This window comes from Bacillus sp. RB3 (genome assembly GCF_030164735.1).
GTDB classification, from domain to species: Bacteria; Bacillota; Bacilli; order Bacillales; family Bacillaceae_G; genus Bacillus_A; species Bacillus_A cereus.
The window spans coordinates 172,786-193,826 of sequence record NZ_JASNGE010000005.1 but is presented as its reverse complement, the minus strand read 5'-3'; the positions used below and the strand labels follow the sequence as shown (position 1 = coordinate 193,826).

The window sequence follows — 21,041 nt, the reverse complement described above, 5'->3', positions numbered from 1 at the left end:
TTTATCATTGACGCACAACAACTTCATTTGTTTGCAGTGGGCCATATGATATCTCTTTATCTTGAAATGTATATGTAGCCTGAAAGAATGTTTGTTTAAGAGCTTTATCTTTATTAGCTTTTATTTTACAACGTAGTTCCACCTTCTCATTCGGTAACAAATCATCAATTCGCCATCTAACAAGCTGGAATAAAAACTCACTTATCCCCTTATCAACTTTTAAAGAATTAGGAATATAAGCAAAGTAATCTCGAATCATATGACTTACAACAACTCTCGAAATCATTTCTACCCCTTTATTTTCCACTTCAATTCGCATAATAAGTATGTCGTTTACATCGTAGGTCAATTCATACGAAAACTGTTCTGTATACATACTACCAATTTGTAATGTAACGGCTACTTGAGGAAATTCGTTTTCCTTTTTCGATCCGTCAATCCACAATACTGGTTGTAGCGGTATTGAATACTTTCCTGTATCCGAAATTCGTCCCCATATTTTCATAATATATATTCACCTCATTTCAGATGTAACATACACACAATGAATTCCCCAAATCACTAAAGCTTGCTACAAGCAATGTTTAATATTTCTCTTCCTTTTATCCTATTCGACAATATGAAGAAAAAACCATTTTTCATCTATTAACAGAAGGTGTTCTTTATGAAATTTTTTTACAATTTACTTCATTTCCTTTATAGCAATATTCAGTATGGCTCACTCGTTCTCTACTCATACGAAAGAATATTTTGACGGAAGAAAAAGTTTGCCTTATAGTCAAATTTGACTATAATATTCTTTATGGCATATCAGTGCACTTATGGAAAAGGAATTAAAATCAACTATACATTTAAAATTTTTTATCCACTGCACTCAAAACTTAATATAGTTTACTTATTTCTAAAGGAGGGTTATATTTGGAAACTCAACCATTAAAAAAAGACGCCAACAAAACAAAATTTGTTGTTGCTGGTTTACTGCTTGGTATATTAATGGCCGCAATGGATAATACAATCGTTGCAACCGCAATGGCAACAATCGTTGGAGACCTAGGAGGATTTGATAAGTTTGTTTGGGTCACATCAGCTTATATGGTAGCAACAATGGCAGGGATGCCTATCTTCGGGAAACTTTCTGATATGTACGGGCGGAAACGTTTTTATATTGGGGGCCTCATTCTTTTCTTATTCGGTTCTGCTCTTTGCGGAACAGCTTCAAGTATTGAGCAATTAAGTATTTATAGAGCTATTCAAGGTATCGGTGGTGGTGCCCTTATGCCTATCGCCTTCACAATTATGTATGATATCTTCCCACCAGAAAAACGCGGGAAGATGACAGGACTATTCGGTGCTGTTTTTGGGACATCTAGTGTATTCGGCCCTTTATTAGGTGCTTATATTACTGACTACATAAGTTGGCATTGGGTCTTCTATATTAATATTCCATTAGGACTTATCTCCTTTTTCTTCATTACTAAATACTACAGTGAGTCTCTAGGATTTAGAAAACAAAAAATTGATTGGGCTGGTGCTATTACACTTGTCATAAGTATCGTTTGCTTAATGTTCGCATTAGAACTTGGTGGTAAAGAATATGCCTGGAATTCTACTGTAATTATTGGCTTATTTACAACAGTAGTTATTACGCTTATTATTTTCTTCTTTGTAGAACGAAAAGCAACCGAGCCTATTATTTCGTTCCATCTATTTAAAAAACCTTTATTCGCAGCTAGTCAAGGAGTTGCCTTTTTCTATGGTGCCGCTTTTATTATCTGTACAGTTTATATTCCAATCTTCATTCAAGGCGTTCTTGGAGGTTCCGCCTCTAATGCTGGATTAATTTTAACACCAATGATGGTTGGTTCTGTAATTGGAAGTCAAACCGGAGGACAATTAGCGTCTCGAACAAGCTATCGTAACATTATGATGGTATCTGGTTTCTTCTTCGTTCTTGGTATTTATTTATTAAGTACTTTAACAATGGACACACCTCGTTTACTCGTAACACTATTTATGATTCTCGCTGGGCTTGGTGTTGGTTTCTCATTCTCAGTATTAAGTATGTCTTCTATTCACAAGTTGGAAATGCGGGACCGTGGTTCGGCGACATCAACAAACTCATTCTTCCGATCACTCGGTATGACTCTTGGTGTAACGATTTTCGGTACAATTCAAAATCATATTTTTACAGATAAACTAAACTCTGTATTTCCCCCTGAACTAGCAAAATTAGCTCCAAAAGGCGGAGACACAAGTTTCTTATTATCACCAGGCGCTACCGCAAAAATTCCTGCTGAAATATTAGCGGGTATTAAAGAAGCTCTCGCTACATCTATTGCGAATACATTCTTCTGGGCACTCATCCCGGCTGTACTAAGTATTATTTGTATTTTACTTATGGGAAATGAACGCCTCTTTACAGGCCCTAAAAAGAAAGAAAAACAAAAGCAAGTTAGTTAATATAAAAAAGAAGCGGCATATTCCTTTATGAAAAAGGATATGCCGTTTATAATATGTATAAAGTGAAACTTTAATCAGTGGGGGGGTGTTCATCCCCCACTGATTATTAGCCCTCACCAATCGGGCTTTTACGGGCAGTTAATCCCCACCTAACTTCTTTGCTTCCGCTGAATTTTTGGGTGGGGATCTTACTAGATAAAGTTTTTATATACAGGAGTTGAGACAGCATGAGCATGAAATTAGTCATTCTCGGCTTGCTACTCGAAGGAGATAAACATCCATATGAAGTGCAGCATATTATGAAAGAACGACAAATGGATTGTTACATTAAATATGCTAAAGGATCACTTTATTACGCCTTCGAGCAATTAGAAAAGCAAGGCGCAATTCATATTACAAATGTAATTAGAGACACAAATCGACCTGACAAAACGATTTTTCATATAACAGAAGAAGGCAAAAAACTATTCCACACTTTACTATTAAAACAATTCGAAGCCAAAAACCAAATATATAAACCTATTTATTCGGCCTTATCTTTCGCTCACTTTAGCAATGATCACGAATTAGTTCCTATTTTAGAAAAAAAGAAAAACGATACTCTTCAATATTTACATACTATGCAAACGATATATGATTGTAATAAAGGAAAGGTTCCACGTGCACAACTATATATTTTGCAAAGTGTAATTGAGCATATTACAGTTGAATTACAATGGCTAAACACCCTCCTTAAAGATGCTATAGCAGGCCGACTTTCAGAAGTTGCTATAGATGAAAATTGAGCTATGAAAGAAGGCATCCCTACTTCTTTCATAGCTCAATTTCTCTTTTTATACTGTAATATTATTAGTTAATCCAGGATGAAAAGTCATAATAATAAGAAATAAAAACTTTTGAATTTTCTTATTTCAAAACAGTAGACAAAATTCCAAAAATTGTGTTAGAATTTGTTTCAATATCATATCGCTTGTTAAATTCCTTTCAAAAGGAAAATAGGTACACGAAAGTTTCGTTTCGTGTTTAAAAGGGAAGCTTGGTGAAACTCCAACACGGTCCCGCCACTGTAAATGCTGAGATTTCTTTTTGGTGCCACTGTGAAAACGGGAAGGTGAAAGAAATTATATGAAGCATAAGTCAGGAGACCTGCCTGTTTTAACAACACTGATAGATTCACGGATGATGATGAGGTGTTAAAACAAAAAGGAAGGCTTATTTTCTATGTCTTTGTACTTTTTGTTATAGGTATTTCCTAGTAAACGGAAATGCTTACTTTCAATTAGGGAGGAATTTAAAATGGCAATTCAAACAAGTAACTTAGGTTATCCACGTATCGGACTACAACGAGAGTGGAAAAAAACATTGGAAGCTTTTTGGTCCAATAAAATCGATGAAGAACAATTTTTAACAACAATGAAAGAAATTCGCCTTCAACACGTAAAAGTACAGCAAGAAAAAGGGATTGAACTCATTCCAATTGGCGACTTTACATATTATGATCACGTTTTGGATACTGCCTATATGCTAGGATTTATTCCATCACGTTTTTCTGAGTTTACATCTTACCTTGATGTATATTTCGCAATGGCGCGTGGCTCTAAAGATCACGTAGCTTCCGAAATGACAAAATGGTTTAACACAAACTATCACTATATCGTTCCTGAATATGAAGAGGGATTACAAATCTCTTTAAAAGATAATCGCCCACTTCGCTTATACGAAGAGGCAAAACAAGAATTAGGAGTAGATGGAAAGCCTGTTATTTTAGGACCATATACTTTCTTAAAATTAGCTAAAGGCTATACACAAGAACAATTTCCTAACATTTTAAAACAGTTAGTTGCACCTTACGTACAACTGCTTTCAGAACTACATGCAGCTGGGGCACAAGCCATTCAAGTTGATGAACCGATTTTCGCTTCTTTAACTAAAAAAGAAGTTCAACAAGCAAAAGAAATTTATGAAGCTATTCGTAAAGAAGTTCCAAATGCGACTCTTCTTTTACAAACATATTTTGATAGCGTAGAAGAAAACTATGAAGAAATTATTACATTCCCGGTATCCGGTATTGGATTAGATTTCATTCATGGTAAAGAAGGTAATCTAAATGCTATTTCAAAATATGGATTCCCAGCTGATAAAACTTTAGCTGTCGGTTGTATAGATGGCCGTAACATTTGGAGAGCTGACCTTGATGAAGTTCTTGAGTTATTTACAACGTTACAAAAACAAGTCCAAACGAAAGATATCATCGTTCAGCCTTCTTGTAGCTTATTGCATACACCAATCGATAAAACAGAAGAAACTCACTTATCGACTGAGCTGTTTGATGCGTTAGCATTTGCAAATCAAAAATTAGAAGAGTTAGTTCTTATTCATTCCGCTCTCACTCAAGGTACAGAAAGCATTAGTAATGAGCTGGAAACATATCGAAACGTACATCATACAATTCGTTCATCTGCTGCACGTAACCGAGAAGATGTCAAAGCAGCACGAACAGCACTAAAAGAAGAAGATTTTTCACGTCCTCTTCCATTTGAAAAACGATACGAATTACAACAAGTTGCTCTAGAGTTACCGCTATTACCAACAACGACTATTGGTAGCTTCCCGCAAACAACTGAAGTTCGTCAAACGCGAAAAGAATGGCGTAACGGTGTTATTTCAAATGACCAATATGAACAATTTATTGAAAAAGAGACAGAAAAATGGATTCGTTACCAAGAAGAAATTGGGCTTGATGTACTTGTACATGGTGAATTTGAAAGAACTGACATGGTCGAATATTTTGGTGAGCGCCTTGCTGGTTTCTCATTCACTAAAAACGGTTGGGTACAATCATACGGTTCCCGCTGCGTAAAACCACCTGTTATTTATGGTGATGTAGCCTTTATTAACGGCATGACTATTAAGGAAACAGTTTATGCACAAAGCTTAACAGAGAAAGTTGTAAAAGGAATGTTAACCGGACCTGTTACAATTTTAAATTGGTCCTTCGTTCGAAATGATATTCCAAGAAAAGAAGTTTCGTATCAAATTGCACTAGCTCTTCGTCACGAAATTGAACTACTTGAATCTTCTGGAATTAGAGTAATCCAAGTCGATGAGCCCGCACTTCGTGAAGGAATGCCACTAAAAGAAAAAGATTGGGATGCTTATATTACATGGGCAGTACAATCCTTCCTTTTAGCAACTTCTTCTGTAGCAAATGAAACACAAATTCATACTCATATGTGTTACAGTAACTTCGAAGATATTGTTGACGCGATTCGCGCATTAGATGCAGATGTAATTTCTATCGAAACATCAAGAAGTCACGGAGAATTTATTGATACATTAAAACATACAACATATGAAAAAGGCATTGGCCTAGGTGTATATGATATTCATAGCCCACGTGTACCGAGTAAAGATGAAATGTATAAAATCGTAGAACAATCTTTAGAAGTATGTGATCCTAAATATTTCTGGATTAATCCCGATTGTGGTTTAAAAACGAGAAGAACAGAAGAAGTTATTCCAGCTTTAGAACATATGGTGCAAGCAGCGAAAGATGCTCGTTCCCTTTTAAAAACAAACGCATAACAAAAATGGGTTATCCTTTTCTCAGGATAACCCATTTTTTATTCTTTACTTTCAAAAAAGAATTCATATTGTATTTTATATAATTCATCATCCGTTGGCTCTTCAAGAGGAATTGCTTGTAATACAACTGTATACTCACCATTTGGAATAGGTATTTGAAATTTATTAGAAAGAATACTCGTTATAACGATACTTTCATTTTCAACTGTAAAAGGAACCGTAATCGTTCTAACTACTTCTTCTTTTTCAATATGTTTCCCTGGGGTCACTTTCACTTCACAAGTATAATCAGAAAGTGCTTCAAAAATAACAGTTCCATCTGCCTTAGCATAACCTCTTTCAAAATCTTCATCAGTCCAATCTACATAAGGCTGCTCACCGTCATAGTTCATCAACATTAATTGCGAATAAGAAATCGTTAACTCCATAGTTCCCCTTCTCCTTCATTATGAAATATACAACTACTACTTCACTTCAAATTTTACTCGCGTACCATCTGGGTATTTATCTAACTTATTCCCTACCCAAGAGCCTGCTCCACGGTTATCCGCCGGACTTATATATTCAATATGTGCTCCTTTTCCGCCTTCCTTGCACATCGCCATTGGCCATTCATCACGATCATACCCTTTTTTTGATGGATATGGTGCTAACGACAATTTCCTTCTATCTGCAGCACCACCACGATCGATTGTACAAACTTCTGAATGCCCTTCTTTTATAGCATCCGTAATATGTTTTCCTGTCTCTGGATAACGTTCTTTCGGAAATTCTAACACTTGATCATACGTATTCGTTTTCTTTACACTTGTTTCCTCTGGCACAAGTACTTCATAAACTGCTACTAAAATAGACAGAATTGCGATAATTGAAATGATAATACCTTTTAATTGCTTCATGTATACCTCCATGTTTCTACCAGTTTCTTTTCCTCCGTTATTATAACAAACTTCTCCTGTATATGTTTTCAGACATTATTTTAGTTATTCCTTGCCATTCCGCCAAAAATTTTCATTTTTTCACTAATGCTGTAGAAAACTAATAGCCTTCCGACATTCTTTTTCAAAGGAAGTCCTCATAAAAGATTGAAATGATATATACGATACTTTTTGGGGAGGAAATATGATGGAAGCTACCTATAAAACGAAAGATGTCACGAATAAAACAGGCATCCCAAAACATATAGTTCGCAAATATAGTCAGCTGTTAGAGGAACATGGTTATATGATTTCCAAAACAGCTGATGCTCGTATTTATAAACTTGATGATTTAAAACTATTGAAATCTATACACGAAAGAGCTGCTACATTACAAGAAGATATTTCAGAAACGATATCGATTATTTTAAAAGAAAAAGAGGCCCCACCTGTACCAGTTATACAAGATAAGCAAGAGATACAAACGAAAGAAAAAGAAGATGGGCGTAACTTTGAGGAGTTCATGTTAAAACTTGAAATGCTAGCTCAATTAAATGAAGCAATTATTCATCAAAATTCTACTCTAATTACACAAAATCGTTTAAAGGATGAGAAACTAGACGAATTGATGCAACAAGTTTATGTAAAAGAAGGCTCTCAAGAAAAAATGCTTCAAGAGTTAGTCGATCACGCCGCTCAAACAGATGCACTGCAAAAAGAAAAGATGGACTTATTAATGAATCATATGTATAAACGAGAATCCAAACAGGAAGAAAAAATGAATAAACTTGTTAGTCAAATTTATAACAAAGACAGTAACCGTGATGCACAGCTTATGCAAGTTATTCGAGAAATTCAAGAAACAAAAAGAATGGTTGCTGCCTCAAAAGAGCAAAGCTTCTTTCAATCATTTAAAAGTTTATTTAGCCGAGCAAAACAAGAAAAAACAAATGAATAAACAATATAAATTAAAAAGTTACCTTTCATCGGTAACTTTTATTCCTTATTTTGTACAGCTGGTAATATAATAATTGCTTCAGTGCCTTTTCCACTTTCACTCTTATATTCCAATGTACCATTATGCGCTTGTAAAATACTAAATGTTACCATAAGTCCTAATCCTGTCCCTTTTTCTTTTAAAGAATAATATGGTTGCCCAAGCCTTGCTAACTGTTCTTTCGTCATACCAACACCACTATCTTTAACTCTTATTATGATTGTTTCATCTTTTTGAATAGCTGTTACTTTTAAATATCCTTTATTTCCTTGAATTGCTTCAATACCATTTTTAACAACATTCATAATAGCTTGCTTCAATTTTGTCTTATCACCAATCGTATAAAGGCTTTCTGAAATTTCAACTTGTAAATATACACCTTGCATCGCTGCAAATGACGACATAAGAGTGGTCATTTCTATTAATTGGGCTGATAAACAAATGTGTTCTTTTTTCTCAATTTGCGGCCTTGCTAAATTTAAGTAATCTGAAATAATTTGTTCCGCCCGATCCAATTCAGCTAATACAAGACGCATATAATCCTTATTCTTCACATCTTCCGTACTTTCTAGCAATTGGATAAATCCACGAACAACAGTTAGTGGATTTCGAACTTCATGTGCCACACTTGCTGCTAACTCACTTACAATATTAAGCTTTTCTGATTTTTGCATCTCTGTACGTAGCAATGCATTTTCATTTAAATATTCAGTTAAATACACCTGAAATACCATTGTCATGACCATGATAAGCGAGGCAAATATAAATCCGCTATATATTTGCGAAATATACGGTGTAAATCCTGTTTCCAAAAGAACATTAATCATGCCTAATACTAAAGAAACAAGCACATAAAATGATGAAATCATAAATGCTAAAATTAATTTCTTATCCCTTGAAAAAAGAGACCATTTCTTTGATAAAAATAGCGGAACTATCAATAGAAATATTACTTCTAAAACTGGAAGAAAGCTCATTCCCTTTAGTAACCATTCATATGCAACAAAAATAACCGCTGGGATTAAACCAACAATCCCACCATATAAAAAACCACTGACAATTGGAATGGGGTGAAAGTTATACCCACACACATTGCCAAAACAAATAGAGTATGTCATGGAGAGAACGAGCGTAACGCTAGATAAAAACATAATAAAGTAACGATTTGGCTTCGGAGGCATTTCTTGATAGCGATTTAAACGAATCGCTTCATATAAAAATAGTGGCAAAATTATGATGGCAATTTGAATCAATAAATCACGGATAAGCTCCATAACCTCTCATCCCCTATATGTATTTTGATATGATTATATCATTTTATAGGTGTATTTGTTTTAAAATTTTGATTTTTCTTAACATATTTGTTAATTCTTTGTTAACAACTCATAATAATTGTTACAGATTTTCGAAATGATTGTAAACCCTGTACCAAATTTCCTTCGTGCAGTATACAATGAATACGGATTACAAAGAAAATATAAAAATACTTTTTTAGACGGACAATTATAGCAAAATACAGCATATAATCCATACTATCTATGTTTACAAATAAGTGATCATTACTTTAGTAGGAGGAAGATAAATATGGCGGGTACTACGCTTGTTTTAAAAGAAGAAAATTTGGTTGTTCTAGAAAATGTTGAAAAATCAGTATATGAAGAGTTACAGCATAAAGCGGGAGATGAAAACTGCACATGTGCTGTAAACGAATCAGTCGTTCACCTTGGCAAGGTATCCTCTGTACTCTGGAATGAAGATGAAATAGATTGGGAATACGGATATTAAAAAGTCGCTTATAGCGGCTTTTTTTCTCTTTTCTCTCTCTTTCTAAATAACATATACAAAGCGTAATCATAGAAAATATGATAAAATGAACTTAATTTTCAAACGGAAGAAAGGGAGATACAATGGAACAATTCATTAACCCTAGAGTGAAGGACATCCAAATTTCTGGAATCCGTCAGTTCTCTAACATGATTCAAAACTATGATAATTTGATTTCTTTAACAATTGGACAACCCGATTTCCCTACACCTTCTCTCGTGAAAGAAGCGGCTAAACGGGCTATTACAGAAAACTATACAAGCTATACACATAACGCTGGTTTACTAGAATTACGTAAGGCAGCTTGTAACTTCGTAAAAGATAACTACGATTTACATTATTCACCTGAAAACGAAACCATCGTTACAATCGGTGCTAGCGAAGCAATTGATGTTGCATTCCGAACGATTTTAGAGCCAGGAACAGAAGTAATTTTACCTGCTCCTATTTATCCAGGCTACGAACCTATTATTCGATTATGCGGTGCAACGCCTATTTTTGTAGATGTTCGTGAAACTGGATTTCGTTTAACAGCTGAAGCGCTTAAAAATGCTATTACAGAAAAAACAAGATGTATCGTACTACCGTATCCTTCTAACCCAACCGGTGTAACTTTATCAACAGAAGAGCTAAAAGATATTGTAGATGTTTTAAAAGATAAAAATATTTTCGTCCTTTCAGATGAAATTTATAGCGAGCTTGTATATGAACAAAAGCATACATCTATCGCTCATTTCCCAGAAATGCGTGAAAAAACAATTGTCATTAACGGTTTATCTAAATCACATTCTATGACTGGCTGGCGTGTTGGACTTTTATTTGCACCAAGTTATTTAGCAGGACACATATTAAAAGTTCATCAATACAATGTAACGTGTGCTACTTCAATCGCTCAATACGCTGCAATTGAAGCATTAACAGCAGCTAAAGACGCACCAAAAATGATGCGCCACCAATATAAAAAACGCCGTGATTACGTATATAATAGACTCACTCAAATGGGATTAACAGTTGAAAAGCCAACAGGTGCATTTTACTTATTCCCATATGTTGGTCATTTGACATCTTCATCATTTGATTTTGCACTTGATCTTGTCAAAGAAGCGGGACTAGCTGTAGTTCCTGGAACAGCATTCTCTGAATACGGTGAAGGCTACCTTCGCTTGTCCTATGCGTATAGTATCGAAACTTTAAAAGAAGGCTGCGACCGATTAGAAGCCTTTCTAATGAAAAAAGCTAAGAGTTAAACTCTTAGCTTTTTTATGCATAATGATCACAAGTTTGACGTTTTAGTAATTTATGAGGAATAATGATACACTTTGCAGTGGATTCTGCATTCTCTACTTTATCAACTAAAGCTTTTGCTGCCTCATATCCTAGCTGATAAATATTCACATCAACTGTCGAAAGTGGAGGGCTCGCAATTTCTGATAATAAAGCATTATTAAAGCTTACAATAGAAACATCTTTCGGTACAACGAATCCTTTTTTAGAAAGAGAACTTAACACACCAAGTCCAATTAAGTCATCCGTTGCCATAATTGCCGTTGGCGGTTGCTGCAGTCCCATTAATTCCTCAACAGCTTGTTGACCACTTTCCCTCGAAAAATCAAAATGTAAAATATATTCTTTTGGTAATACAATGTCTGCTAATTTCAAGGCATCACTCATACCAGCTAAACGATCTCTCGTTACAAGTAAATCTGATCCACCACCAATGAACGCGATTTGCTTATGCCCTAATGAAATTAAATATTCTGCCACTTCTCTTGCAGCTGTATAATTGTCATTATCTACATATGTAATTTCATCTTTTCGATCATATGGTTTTCCTATTAAAACAAACGGGAAATTTTGTTCATGTAAATATTGAATAATCCGATCATTCTCCCTTGAATATAAAAGAATAATGCCACCAATTTGGCGTCCCTGTACCATCTTTACGACACCATTAAAAATTTCTTCTTCCGTTTCACCTGTCGACATGTAAAGCGCATAACCTTCTACGTGTGCAAATGAACTAATCCCTCTTATAACTTCTGGGAAAAATGGATTTTGAAAAGCTTTACTTGCAGAACTTGGCATAACAAGACCAAGTGTTTTCGTCGTTTGGTTCGCAAGATTTCTCGCATTTAAATTGGGATGATACCCTAATTCACTCATCACTTTCCTAACACGGCGCTTTGTCTTTTCACTTATACTTGGATTATCAGCAATTACACGAGAAACTGTTGATGGTGCAACATTCGCTTGCTTCGCCACATCTTTAATTGTAACTGTCATAAAAATCCCCCTCCTCTCATTTCTCTGCCATTTTTCATATATTTTATCTCGCACTCATTGCAAGTCATAAACTTTCATTTCTTATATCTTGCAAAACTAATCCTATTCTCCCTCTTCATGTATTGTAAGGGATATAGCTATTTTTTCCTATACTATAATATACTATTTATTTCACTTCTTTTCACATGTGATGTCAAATCTCTTTTCATCTCCCTATAAACTTATTTATAGGGAGATGAAAAGAAAAATGGGACGTAATGTCCCATTTTTCATCCTTTTGTACCTCCAGCTGTTAAACCAGAAATAAAGTATTTTTGTAGTGATAGGAATAAAATTGAAATTGGGATCGCAATTAACACAGAACCCGCTGCAAACGTTGTAAATTCATTACCGAATTTCTTCGCAACCATTTCATATAATCCAACTGCTAAAGTATAATTTTCTGGTGTTCGCAAAATAATACTCGCTAAAATGAAATCTGTAAATGGACCAATGAAAGTAAATAACGCTACAACCGCTACGATTGGCTTTGCAAGTGGCATAATGATTTGCCAAAAAATACGAAAATGTCCTGCTCCATCCATTCGAGCTGATTCATCCAGTTCTTTCGGAATCGTATCAAAATACCCTTTCATAAGCCATGTATTCATCGGAATAGCCCCGCCTACATAAATTAAAATTAATGCAAGGTGTGTATCAATTAATCCTGTTAATTGAGCTAATACGTATAAAGCAATTAACGCTGCAAAGTTTGGAATCATTTGCAGAATTAAAAATGTTAATAAACCATTTTTTCTTCCAACAAAACGATATCTCGAAAATGCATAAGCGGTAAAACTAATTGCTAACACTGAGAAAATCATCGTTAAAACACTTACTTTTAATGTGTTTTTATACCATAGTAAGTAATTACTATTCTCTAGATCTAATAACTTACGATAATGATCTAACGTTGCATTTTGTGGAATAATACTTGATCCAGATAAACTATCACCTGGATTAAACGATGAGCCAATAATCCATAATAACGGATAGAAAATGATGGCACACATTACGAAAATAACTAAATAACTTAATGAGAGACGTAACATCTTCTGTCTTTTAATATTCATTTACATCATATCCTCTTCTTGGAATGATTTTGTTCTCTTAAATTGCCATAACGCAACTGTAATAACAATTAACGATAATATCATTGTAAGAGCTGCTGCTTTTCCGTACTGCGCTGAAGTCATCGTTAACTTATAAATCCATGAAATTAAAATATCCGTTCCACCTGCGTCTTGTCCAGCTACAGCAGGACCTCCACCATTAAATAGATAGATGATACTAAAGTTATTAAAGTTAAACGTATATTGCGTAATTAATATTGGTGCTGTTGCATATAACACAAGTGGCAATGTAATTTTACGAAACTGTTGCCAAGCTGTCGCTCCATCTACTGTAGCCGCTTCATATAATTCTCCCGGAATCGATTGCAGTATACCTGTTGTCATCGCAAAGATAAACGGGAACCCAAGCCACGTTTGAATCATAATTAAAGCAATCTTCGCCCAAAATGGATCTGTCATCCAAGCAATCTTTTCAATTCCGAATAAAGCTAATACTTGATTGTTAATCGCTCCGAATGTTTCATTAAACATACCAGAGAAAACAAGAATAGATACGAATGCTGGAACCGCCCACGGTAAAATGAAGATTGTTCGAATAATCGCCTTTCCTTTAATACCAGGCTGATTTACGATAATCGCTAAGAAAATACCAAGTGCAACTTGTAATGTTGTTGCAACGAATGTCCAAATGACAGTCCAAGAGAATACACTTACAAATGTCTCTCTCCACATCGGTAAAGTGAAAATATCAATAAAGTTTTTAAAGCCCACCCAATCTACTAATTTAGCTGGAGGAGAATGATATAAATCATAGTTTGTAAATCCAATTAAAATTACGAAGATGATTGGAAATACGACCACAAAGATAAGTAGTAGAAAACCTGGTGAAACCATTAAATAAGGAAAACCTTGATCTAACAAATTACGATATTGCTCTTTTACAGAATTTAACGGTGTTCCGCTATCACGTTTCTTTCCATTTTGGTATGCATCATATAAGTTAAATGCATATATGCCTAGCCCAAAAGCGATAACGATAAGGGCCAAGATTCCTTCTACTAATAGAAAGACAGAATGGTCACGTGGAACTTCTGTACCAAGCGTTACAATACCCCATAATCCCATATTTAATAAATCAGCAAAGGCTACAATAAAAGAACCTGTTAATACTAGAAAAATAAGACCTTTTACAAATTGTTTATTATACATTTGGCCCACGCCTGGAATGATTGATAACATGGTTGCCATTTTCCTATGCTTTGAATGGTTTAACCCATTTGCTGGTTCCATAGATGTTTGCATGTTCCTTCCCCCTTTTTTCTTCCTACATGGAAGGGAGAGAATTCGTGCCTCTCATATTAGAGGCACGAATTTCACCTTATTTTTTCTTGTTATGATTTGCCTCAATATTACCTTTAATTTGTTTCACTGCACTATCAAGCGCCGCTTTTGGTGCCTCTTTATCTGTAACAACTAATTGAAGCGCATCTCCAGCTGGTTTCCAAACTTCTTGCATTTCTGGAATGTTTGGCATTGGAATTCCATTTTCAGATTGCGTTGCAACTGCTTTTGCAGCTTCGTTATCTTTAATAATTGGATCTTCCATTACTGATTTTACTGGAGGAATTTCTTTTGTTTTCTCAAATCGAATTTTTGCGTTTTCTTCATTTGTTACCCACTCAGTGAATTTTGTAGCTAAATCATTTTGTTTAGAGAAACTTGTTACATGCCATCCTTTAACCCCAACAAACGTTTTCATTGGTTGACCATTTGGTAATTTCGGCATTGGAGCAACGCCATAATCAATCCCGTTCTTTTCCATTGCTTGGAACGCCCATGGGCCATTCATGATAGAAGCTGCTTTTCCTTCATTGAATAGTCCATCAGCAGCAGGCCCACCTGATTCACCGATAATACCTTTTGGGAATAATTTTTCCTTGTACCATTTTTGAAGATATTCAGCACCTTGTACTGCTCCACTATTATTTAATCCAACATCACTTGCATTTGGCTTTCCATCTTTTTCACCAAATACATAACCGCCCATACCTGCCATGAATGCATTAGCAAAGTAGAAGTTATCTCCTAATGCTAAAAATCCGTACTTGCCATCTTTCGTAAATTCTTTTGAGAAGTTAAACAGCTCGTCCATCGTTTCTGGCGCTTTTGGCATTAGTTTTTTATTGTAAATAAAGACTGGTGTCTCAATTGCTTTTGGTAAACCATATAATTTTCCGTTATATGTCTGTGCTTCTATTGATGAATTAGTAAATTTACTCTTTACAGCATCATCTGCTTTCACTTCAGAAAGTAAACCTTCTGTTACTGCATTTCCGATTTGATCGTGTGGCAATGTTACAACATCTGGTCCAGTCCCCGCTGGCCCATCAAGGCGTAACTTCTTCACTTGATCTGTCATTTGCATTTCAACAACTTTTACTTTTACTTTATATTTTTCCTCAAAGCTTTTCACTGCTGGTTCTAAACCAACACCTTTTTTATCATCTTCCCAAACAAGAAGATCATAGTCTTTTTTCGCTTTACTTTCCTCTTTTTTCCCTGAATCTTTCGGTCCACATGCAGATAACATACCAATAGATAATGCTGAAACCGTTAATAATGATAATGCTTTCTTCATCCCAAAAACCTCCCTAAATTGTCTATGTACCTCAGTAACTGAAAACGTTTGCATTTAATAGTTTAATTGAAGCGCAAACAATATCTCAATCTATGAAAACGTTTGCGCTATTTGTCTATCATTATACATTCTTTTATTCATTTTGCAAATATTAATTTAAAAATTATGTCATTATACTCTTTATACATTGACTTTATATAAAATGAATACTACTCTTATAAGCAATATTAAAGCTACGAGAAAGGCAATCGTTTGCAATACAGGCTTTATTATTACACTTAAGGGAATACTATGTATAGAGATATTGAAGGGGGATTTTCTATATGTTTAAAGAAGCCATTTATCATAGGCCGAAAGATAATTATGCATACGCTTATGATGAACAAACAATTCACATCCGAGTACGTACTAAGAGAGATGATATTCAAAGCGCCGATCTTATTTACGGTGATCCTTACGAATGGAAAGACGGGAAATGGATATCAGCAAGTACACCCATGAAAAAAACGGGTTCTACTGCATTATTTGATTATTGGTCCATTGCAATCGAACCAAAATTTAAGCGCTTACGTTATGGGTTTGAATTAAAATCTGAAACAGACACTCTTATTTATGCAGAGCGAGGATTCTTTTCTAGCATTCCAAATGATGATGTTGGTAACTTTTTTTGTTTTCCATTTATTCATGCAGATGATGTATTCAAAGCACCATCTTGGATTAAAGACACCATTTGGTATCAGATTTTCCCTGAGCGATTCGCTAATGGCGATAGTACGCTGAATCCAGAAAACACCCTTCCTTGGGGAAGTGCGAATCCAACTCCAACTAATTTTTTCGGCGGAGATTTTTCTGGTGTTATTCAAAACCTTGATTACCTTGTTAAGCTTGGCATTTCCGGATTATATTTCACACCTATTTTCAAAGCTCATTCAAACCATAAATATGACACAATTGACTATATGGAAATTGACCCACAATTTGGGACGAAAGAAACTTTTAAAGAGCTCGTTGAAGAATGTCATAAGCACGGTATAAAAGTAATGCTCGATGCTGTGTTTAATCATAGTGGATACTTTTTCGAGAAATTTCAAGACGTACTAGAGAATGGTGAGAAGTCCGCATATAAAGAGTGGTTCCACATTCATGAATTTCCGATTATAACCGAACCACTTCCAAATTATGATACTTTCGCCTTTACACCGTATATGCCTAAATTAAATACAGCTCATCCAGATGTAAAAGAATACTTACTTGAAGTAGGACGTTATTGGGTACGAGAATTCAATATAGATGGCTGGCGCCTTGATGTCGCCAATGAAGTCGATCACAACTTTTGGAGAGAATTCCGAACTGAAATAAAGACACTAAATCCTGAAGTATATATTTTGGGAGAAATTTGGCACGATGCCCTTCCGTGGCTACAAGGCGATCAATTTGATGCTGTCATGAGCTATCCTGTTACAAATGCTCTACTTTCTTACTTTGCTAACGATTCCATTAAAGCAAGTGAATTCATGAAGCAAATTACAGAATCTCTACATTCCTACTCTATGAATGTAAATGAAGCAGCATTTCATTTATTAGACAGCCATGATACTCCAAGAATTTTAACAACATGCAACGGAGATAAAAATAAGTTGAAATTGCTCTATGTATTCCATCTTTCTTTCATCGGCTCTCCTTGTATTTATTACGGGGATGAAATTGGTATGGATGGCGGCATGGACCCTGATTGCCGTAAATGTATGATTTGGGATACTAAAGAACAAGATCATGCATTATTTACCCATATACAAACATTGATTTTATTACGTAAACAACATAAAGCATTTGGAGGACATGGTACTTTTCAATTCATCGAAGCAAATGATGAACATAATTATATTTCTTATACGAAAACATATGAGGATGAAACTATCTTTTTCGTTTTAAACCCTACTAATAGTGAAGTTACAGTTTCACTCCCTCTTCATGTTACTGGTAAGAAAATAATTAACATTTATACAAACGAAGAATTTTCAGCGGAAGCAAGTGTATTACAAGTTACACTTCCTCCATATGGATTCTCCATATTAAAATGGTAATCCAAAAAAGCCTTATGCCAAGTTCGAAATGGCATAAGGCTTTTTCTTATTTCAATTTGAACACTATCGCTTCATACGGACGTAATGGAATGTTATCTATTGATCCGATTTCTACATCGTAATTGTGTATAAATAACTCTGATTCACTATAACTAATATCCTTAGGCATTTCAAATACACTTTCATCCGCAGTAAAGTTTGCAATGACAAGTAGTTTTTCATCTCCATATGTTCTTACATAAGCAAAAATAGAAGGGTCATTATCTAATATTAAATCATATGATCCATACACAACTATTTCATTATTTTTGCGTAGTTCAATTAATTTCTTATAGTAATAAAAAATTGAACCTTCATCTTGGATTGCTTGTTTCACATTAATCTCTTTATAGTTAGGATTTACAGTAATCCAAGGTTCACCTTTTGTAAATCCAGCGTGATTCTGATCATTCCACTGCATCGGAGTTCTAGCATTATCACGACCCTTTATATAAATAGATTCCATTACTTTTTCTATATCTTCACCATGGTCTATCACTTTTTCTTTATACATATTTAACGTTTCAATATCTCGATATTCATCAATTGATTGGAATCGAACGTTCGTCATTCCAATTTCCTCTCCTTGATAAATATATGGCGTTCCTTTCATCATATGAAGAACTGTCGCTAACATTTTTGCTGATTCAATGCGATACATTCCATCATTACCAAAACGAGATACAACGCGAGGCTGATCATGATTATTCCAATAAAGGCTATTCCATCCGGTATGCTCTAATGCTTTTTGCCACTTTGTTAAATTCTCTTTTAAAGTAAGAAGTGAGCATGGTTTTACATCCCACTTTCCACCTTCTCCTGAATCTAAATCCATATGTTCAAATTGGAATACCATTTGCAACTCTTTTCGTTCTTCTCCAGTATACAATTTCGCTTCTTCTGTCGTTACACCAGGCATTTCACCAACCGTCATAATATCATAATGCGATAATACTTCCTCATTCATTTCATGTAAATATTTATGAATGTTTGGACCGTTCATAAAATGCTTATGACCTGAAACATACCCCTCTTCTTCTGTTTCAACAGCTGGTAATCCCTCTTCTTTAGAAATAAAATTAATAACATCCATACGGAAGCCATCAATTCCTTTTTCTAACCAAAACTTCATCATTTCATAAACATCTTGTCTTACCTTTTCATTATCCCAATTTAAATCTGGCTGTTTTTTAGAAAACAGATGTAAATAATATTCATCCGTCATTTCATCATACTGCCATGCAGATCCACTAAAAGCAGCTCCCCAGTTGTTCGGTTCTTTCCCTTCTTTTCCAGGGCGCCATATATAGTAATCTCTATATTTATTATCTTTTGATTTACGTGATTCAATAAACCAATTATGTTCATCCGAAGTATGATTAACAACTAAGTCCATCATAAGTTTCATATTACGTTCATGCATTTCATGTAATAGCTCATCCCAATCTTCCATTGTTCCGAACTCGTTCATAATTTTACAATAATCGCTTATATCATAACCATTATCATCATTTGGAGATTCATAGACTGGTGATAACCAAATCACATCAATCCCTAACTCTTTTAAGTAATCTAGCTTTGAAATAATCCCTTGAAGATCTCCTATACCATCACCATTACTATCCATAAAGCTACGAGGATAAATTTGATATACTACACTTTCTTTCCACCATTGTTTTTCCATTATGCTACCCCATTTCATTCATCATTCATTTTTCTCTTTTTTAAGGCGCAAACGTTTTCATTAATGAATGATAACAGATTCTATCTCAATTTAAAATAGCGCTTACAATTTTTATTGTTCTTTTTCTAAGAAAACATATGAAAACCACTAATAAATCTCCAATAAATGAAAACGTTTTATTTTTTTATTTATTTTTTGAATCTATTCGTTTATAATGAACTCAAAGAAAACGTTTGCATAATTATTTCTAGGGGGAAATACCATGGCAGAACTTAAATTAGAAAACATTTATAAAATATATGATAATAACGTAACAGCTGTAACTGATTTTAATTTACACATTCAAGATAAAGAATTTATTGTATTTGTCGGTCCTTCTGGATGCGGAAAATCTACAACATTACGAATGGTAGCTGGACTTGAAGATATTTCAAAAGGCGAGTTTTCAATTGATGGTAAACTAATGAATGATGTTCCTCCAAAAGATCGAGATATCGCTATGGTATTCCAAAACTACGCTCTTTATCCACATATGAGTGTATATGATAATATGGCATTTGGATTAAAACTTCGAAAAATACCAAAAGATGAAATCGATCGTCGTGTGAAAGATGCAGCAAAAATTTTAGGACTTGAACAATATTTAGATAGAAAACCGAAAGCATTATCAGGTGGACAGCGCCAACGTGTTGCGTTAGGTAGAGCAATCGTTCGAGATGCAAAAGTTTTCTTAATGGATGAACCATTATCAAACTTAGATGCTAAACTCCGTGTTGCAATGCGCTCAGAAATTTCTAAGCTACATCATCGCCTTGGAACAACAACAATTTATGTAACACATGACCAAACAGAAGCAATGACTATGGCTTCGCGTCTTGTCGTTATGAAGGATGGAAAAATCCAACAAATTGGAACTCCAAAAGAAGTATACGAAACGCCAGAAAACATTTTCGTGGGTGGATTTATCGGCTCACCAGCGATGAATTTCTTCCGTGGTAAATTGACTGAAACCGATTTCGTTATAGACAATACTATAAAAATTAAAGTATCTGAAGGAAAAATGAAGATGCTACGTGAACAAGGCTATGTAAATAAGGAAATTGTTTTAGGTATTCGCCCAGAGGACATTCATGATGAACTACTATTTTTAGAAGCTTCGCAATCTACTGCCTTCACAACAAAAATTGAAGTCGCTGAATTATTAGGTGCTGAATCCATTTTATATATGAAACTTGGAAATCAAGATTTTGCAGCACGTGTAGATGCAAGACATACATTTTCACCTGGTGATCAAATTAAATTAGCATTTGATATGAATAAAGCACATTTCTTTGATAACCAAACTGAACAACGTATTCGCTAAAAAATTTATCTTTACTATACACATACAAAAAAACCGTCCACATATATTGAGGGCG

At 34.7% G+C, this 21,041-nt stretch carries 17 protein-coding genes and 1 riboswitch; of the genes, 8 read left to right on the top strand and 9 right to left on the bottom strand.

The genetic code is table 11. The annotated features are described in order from the left end of the window. Window positions 1-4 precede the first annotated feature (4 nt). Window positions 5-505 carry a hypothetical protein gene (locus QO049_RS10040; RefSeq protein WP_000708120.1) on the bottom strand — a complete coding sequence of 167 codons (501 nt, stop codon included), beginning with the start codon at window positions 503-505 and terminating at the stop codon, window positions 5-7. Between the two features lie 413 nt (window positions 506-918). Here QO049_RS10040 and QO049_RS10035 point away from each other — a divergent pair, with 413 nt between their 5' ends. The 3 genes from QO049_RS10035 (at window position 919) to metE (ending at window position 6,045) form a co-directional block, all read left to right on the top strand. Continuing rightward, window positions 919-2,460 (top strand): MDR family MFS transporter, encoded by a 1,542-nt coding sequence (locus QO049_RS10035; protein ID WP_000449902.1) that lies wholly within the window; start codon window positions 919-921, stop codon window positions 2,458-2,460. 227 nt (window positions 2,461-2,687) lie between these two features. Continuing rightward, a complete protein-coding gene (locus QO049_RS10030; protein WP_000062063.1) occupies window positions 2,688-3,245 on the top strand; it encodes a PadR family transcriptional regulator in 558 nt (185 codons plus the stop codon). A 195-nt stretch (window positions 3,246-3,440) separates the two neighbouring features. Beyond that, window positions 3,441-3,628, top strand: a riboswitch (cobalamin riboswitch). 128 nt (window positions 3,629-3,756) lie between these two features. After that, window positions 3,757-6,045 carry a 5-methyltetrahydropteroyltriglutamate--homocysteine S-methyltransferase gene (gene metE / locus QO049_RS10025; RefSeq protein ID WP_001007604.1) on the top strand — a complete coding sequence of 763 codons (2,289 nt, stop codon included), beginning with the start codon at window positions 3,757-3,759 and terminating at the stop codon, window positions 6,043-6,045. A gap of 38 nt (window positions 6,046-6,083) precedes the next feature. Here the strand turns inward: metE and comJ are convergent, their stop codons facing one another. Next, the gene (comJ, locus tag QO049_RS10020; protein ID WP_000424030.1) at window positions 6,084-6,473 is read right to left on the bottom strand and encodes a competence protein ComJ; all 390 of its coding nucleotides are present in this window, start codon (window positions 6,471-6,473) and stop codon (window positions 6,084-6,086) included. Between the two features lie 36 nt (window positions 6,474-6,509). Continuing rightward, window positions 6,510-6,944, bottom strand: coding sequence for a DNA-entry nuclease (gene nucA, locus QO049_RS10015; protein ID WP_000811494.1), 435 nt, complete (start codon window positions 6,942-6,944; stop codon window positions 6,510-6,512). A gap of 226 nt (window positions 6,945-7,170) precedes the next feature. On the opposite strand from nucA, the gene QO049_RS10010 reads away from it, so the two are divergent. Next, window positions 7,171-7,920, top strand: a complete 750-nt coding sequence (locus QO049_RS10010) for a DUF3967 domain-containing protein (RefSeq protein WP_284489266.1) — start codon at window positions 7,171-7,173, stop codon at window positions 7,918-7,920. A gap of 38 nt (window positions 7,921-7,958) precedes the next feature. On the opposite strand, the gene kinB is transcribed toward QO049_RS10010, so the two are convergent. Continuing rightward, the gene (gene kinB, locus QO049_RS10005; RefSeq protein ID WP_000420369.1) at window positions 7,959-9,233 is read right to left on the bottom strand and encodes a sporulation sensor histidine kinase KinB; all 1,275 of its coding nucleotides are present in this window, start codon (window positions 9,231-9,233) and stop codon (window positions 7,959-7,961) included. Between the two features lie 310 nt (window positions 9,234-9,543). Between kinB and QO049_RS10000 the strand changes: the two genes are divergently transcribed. After that, window positions 9,544-9,744, top strand: coding sequence for a hypothetical protein (locus tag QO049_RS10000; RefSeq protein WP_000929277.1), 201 nt, complete (start codon window positions 9,544-9,546; stop codon window positions 9,742-9,744). Window positions 9,745-9,866: 122 nt separating this feature from the next. Beyond that, window positions 9,867-11,030 (top strand): aminotransferase A, encoded by a 1,164-nt coding sequence (locus QO049_RS09995; protein ID WP_000434578.1) that lies wholly within the window; start codon window positions 9,867-9,869, stop codon window positions 11,028-11,030. A 13-nt stretch (window positions 11,031-11,043) separates the two neighbouring features. On the opposite strand, the gene malR is transcribed toward QO049_RS09995, so the two are convergent. The 4 genes from malR to QO049_RS09975 all read right to left on the bottom strand — a co-directional run bounded on the left by malR (window position 11,044) and on the right by QO049_RS09975 (window position 15,816). Beyond that, complete coding sequence (gene malR, locus QO049_RS09990) at window positions 11,044-12,066, bottom strand: maltose operon transcriptional repressor MalR (protein ID WP_246961071.1); 1,023 nt, start codon at window positions 12,064-12,066, stop codon at window positions 11,044-11,046. Between the two features lie 269 nt (window positions 12,067-12,335). After that, window positions 12,336-13,178, bottom strand: coding sequence for a maltosaccharide ABC transporter permease MalD (malD, locus tag QO049_RS09985; protein WP_001022608.1), 843 nt, complete (start codon window positions 13,176-13,178; stop codon window positions 12,336-12,338). Beyond that, window positions 13,179-14,480 carry a maltosaccharide ABC transporter permease MalC gene (malC, locus tag QO049_RS09980; protein WP_001194996.1) on the bottom strand — a complete coding sequence of 434 codons (1,302 nt, stop codon included), beginning with the start codon at window positions 14,478-14,480 and terminating at the stop codon, window positions 13,179-13,181. Between the two features lie 76 nt (window positions 14,481-14,556). After that, window positions 14,557-15,816 (bottom strand): extracellular solute-binding protein, encoded by a 1,260-nt coding sequence (locus QO049_RS09975; protein WP_000709923.1) that lies wholly within the window; start codon window positions 15,814-15,816, stop codon window positions 14,557-14,559. A gap of 323 nt (window positions 15,817-16,139) precedes the next feature. On the opposite strand from QO049_RS09975, the gene QO049_RS09970 reads away from it, so the two are divergent. Next, a complete protein-coding gene (locus QO049_RS09970; RefSeq protein ID WP_246961074.1) occupies window positions 16,140-17,900 on the top strand; it encodes an alpha-glycosidase in 1,761 nt (586 codons plus the stop codon). Window positions 17,901-17,946: 46 nt separating this feature from the next. On the opposite strand, the gene malL is transcribed toward QO049_RS09970, so the two are convergent. After that, a complete protein-coding gene (gene malL / locus QO049_RS09965) occupies window positions 17,947-19,623 on the bottom strand; it encodes an oligo-1,6-glucosidase (RefSeq protein WP_000415178.1) in 1,677 nt (558 codons plus the stop codon). A 262-nt stretch (window positions 19,624-19,885) separates the two neighbouring features. On the opposite strand from malL, the gene QO049_RS09960 reads away from it, so the two are divergent. Continuing rightward, a complete protein-coding gene (locus QO049_RS09960) occupies window positions 19,886-20,986 on the top strand; it encodes an ABC transporter ATP-binding protein (RefSeq protein WP_000818931.1) in 1,101 nt (366 codons plus the stop codon). Window positions 20,987-21,041: the final 55 nt, after the last annotated feature.

Bases quoted from the DNA above. Each gene is read 5' to 3' on its own strand.
- metE (WP_001007604.1), top strand. From the start codon at position 3,757: ATGGCAATTCAAACAAGTAACTTAGGTTATCCACGTATCGGACTACAA.
- malD (WP_001022608.1), bottom strand. From the start codon at position 13,178: ATGAATATTAAAAGACAGAAGATGTTACGTCTCTCATTAAGTTATTTA.
- nucA (WP_000811494.1), bottom strand. From the start codon at position 6,944: ATGAAGCAATTAAAAGGTATTATCATTTCAATTATCGCAATTCTGTCT.
- malR (WP_246961071.1), bottom strand. From the start codon at position 12,066: ATGACAGTTACAATTAAAGATGTGGCGAAGCAAGCGAATGTTGCACCA.
- QO049_RS10040 (WP_000708120.1), bottom strand. From the start codon at position 505: ATGAAAATATGGGGACGAATTTCGGATACAGGAAAGTATTCAATACCG.
- QO049_RS09960 (WP_000818931.1), top strand. From the start codon at position 19,886: ATGGCAGAACTTAAATTAGAAAACATTTATAAAATATATGATAATAAC.
- malC (WP_001194996.1), bottom strand. From the start codon at position 14,480: ATGCAAACATCTATGGAACCAGCAAATGGGTTAAACCATTCAAAGCAT.
- QO049_RS09970 (WP_246961074.1), top strand. From the start codon at position 16,140: ATGTTTAAAGAAGCCATTTATCATAGGCCGAAAGATAATTATGCATAC.
- kinB (WP_000420369.1), bottom strand. From the start codon at position 9,233: ATGGAGCTTATCCGTGATTTATTGATTCAAATTGCCATCATAATTTTG.
- comJ (WP_000424030.1), bottom strand. From the start codon at position 6,473: ATGGAGTTAACGATTTCTTATTCGCAATTAATGTTGATGAACTATGAC.
- QO049_RS09995 (WP_000434578.1), top strand. From the start codon at position 9,867: ATGGAACAATTCATTAACCCTAGAGTGAAGGACATCCAAATTTCTGGA.
- QO049_RS09975 (WP_000709923.1), bottom strand. From the start codon at position 15,816: ATGAAGAAAGCATTATCATTATTAACGGTTTCAGCATTATCTATTGGT.
- QO049_RS10000 (WP_000929277.1), top strand. From the start codon at position 9,544: ATGGCGGGTACTACGCTTGTTTTAAAAGAAGAAAATTTGGTTGTTCTA.
- QO049_RS10030 (WP_000062063.1), top strand. From the start codon at position 2,688: ATGAGCATGAAATTAGTCATTCTCGGCTTGCTACTCGAAGGAGATAAA.
- QO049_RS10010 (WP_284489266.1), top strand. From the start codon at position 7,171: ATGGAAGCTACCTATAAAACGAAAGATGTCACGAATAAAACAGGCATC.
- malL (WP_000415178.1), bottom strand. From the start codon at position 19,623: ATGGAAAAACAATGGTGGAAAGAAAGTGTAGTATATCAAATTTATCCT.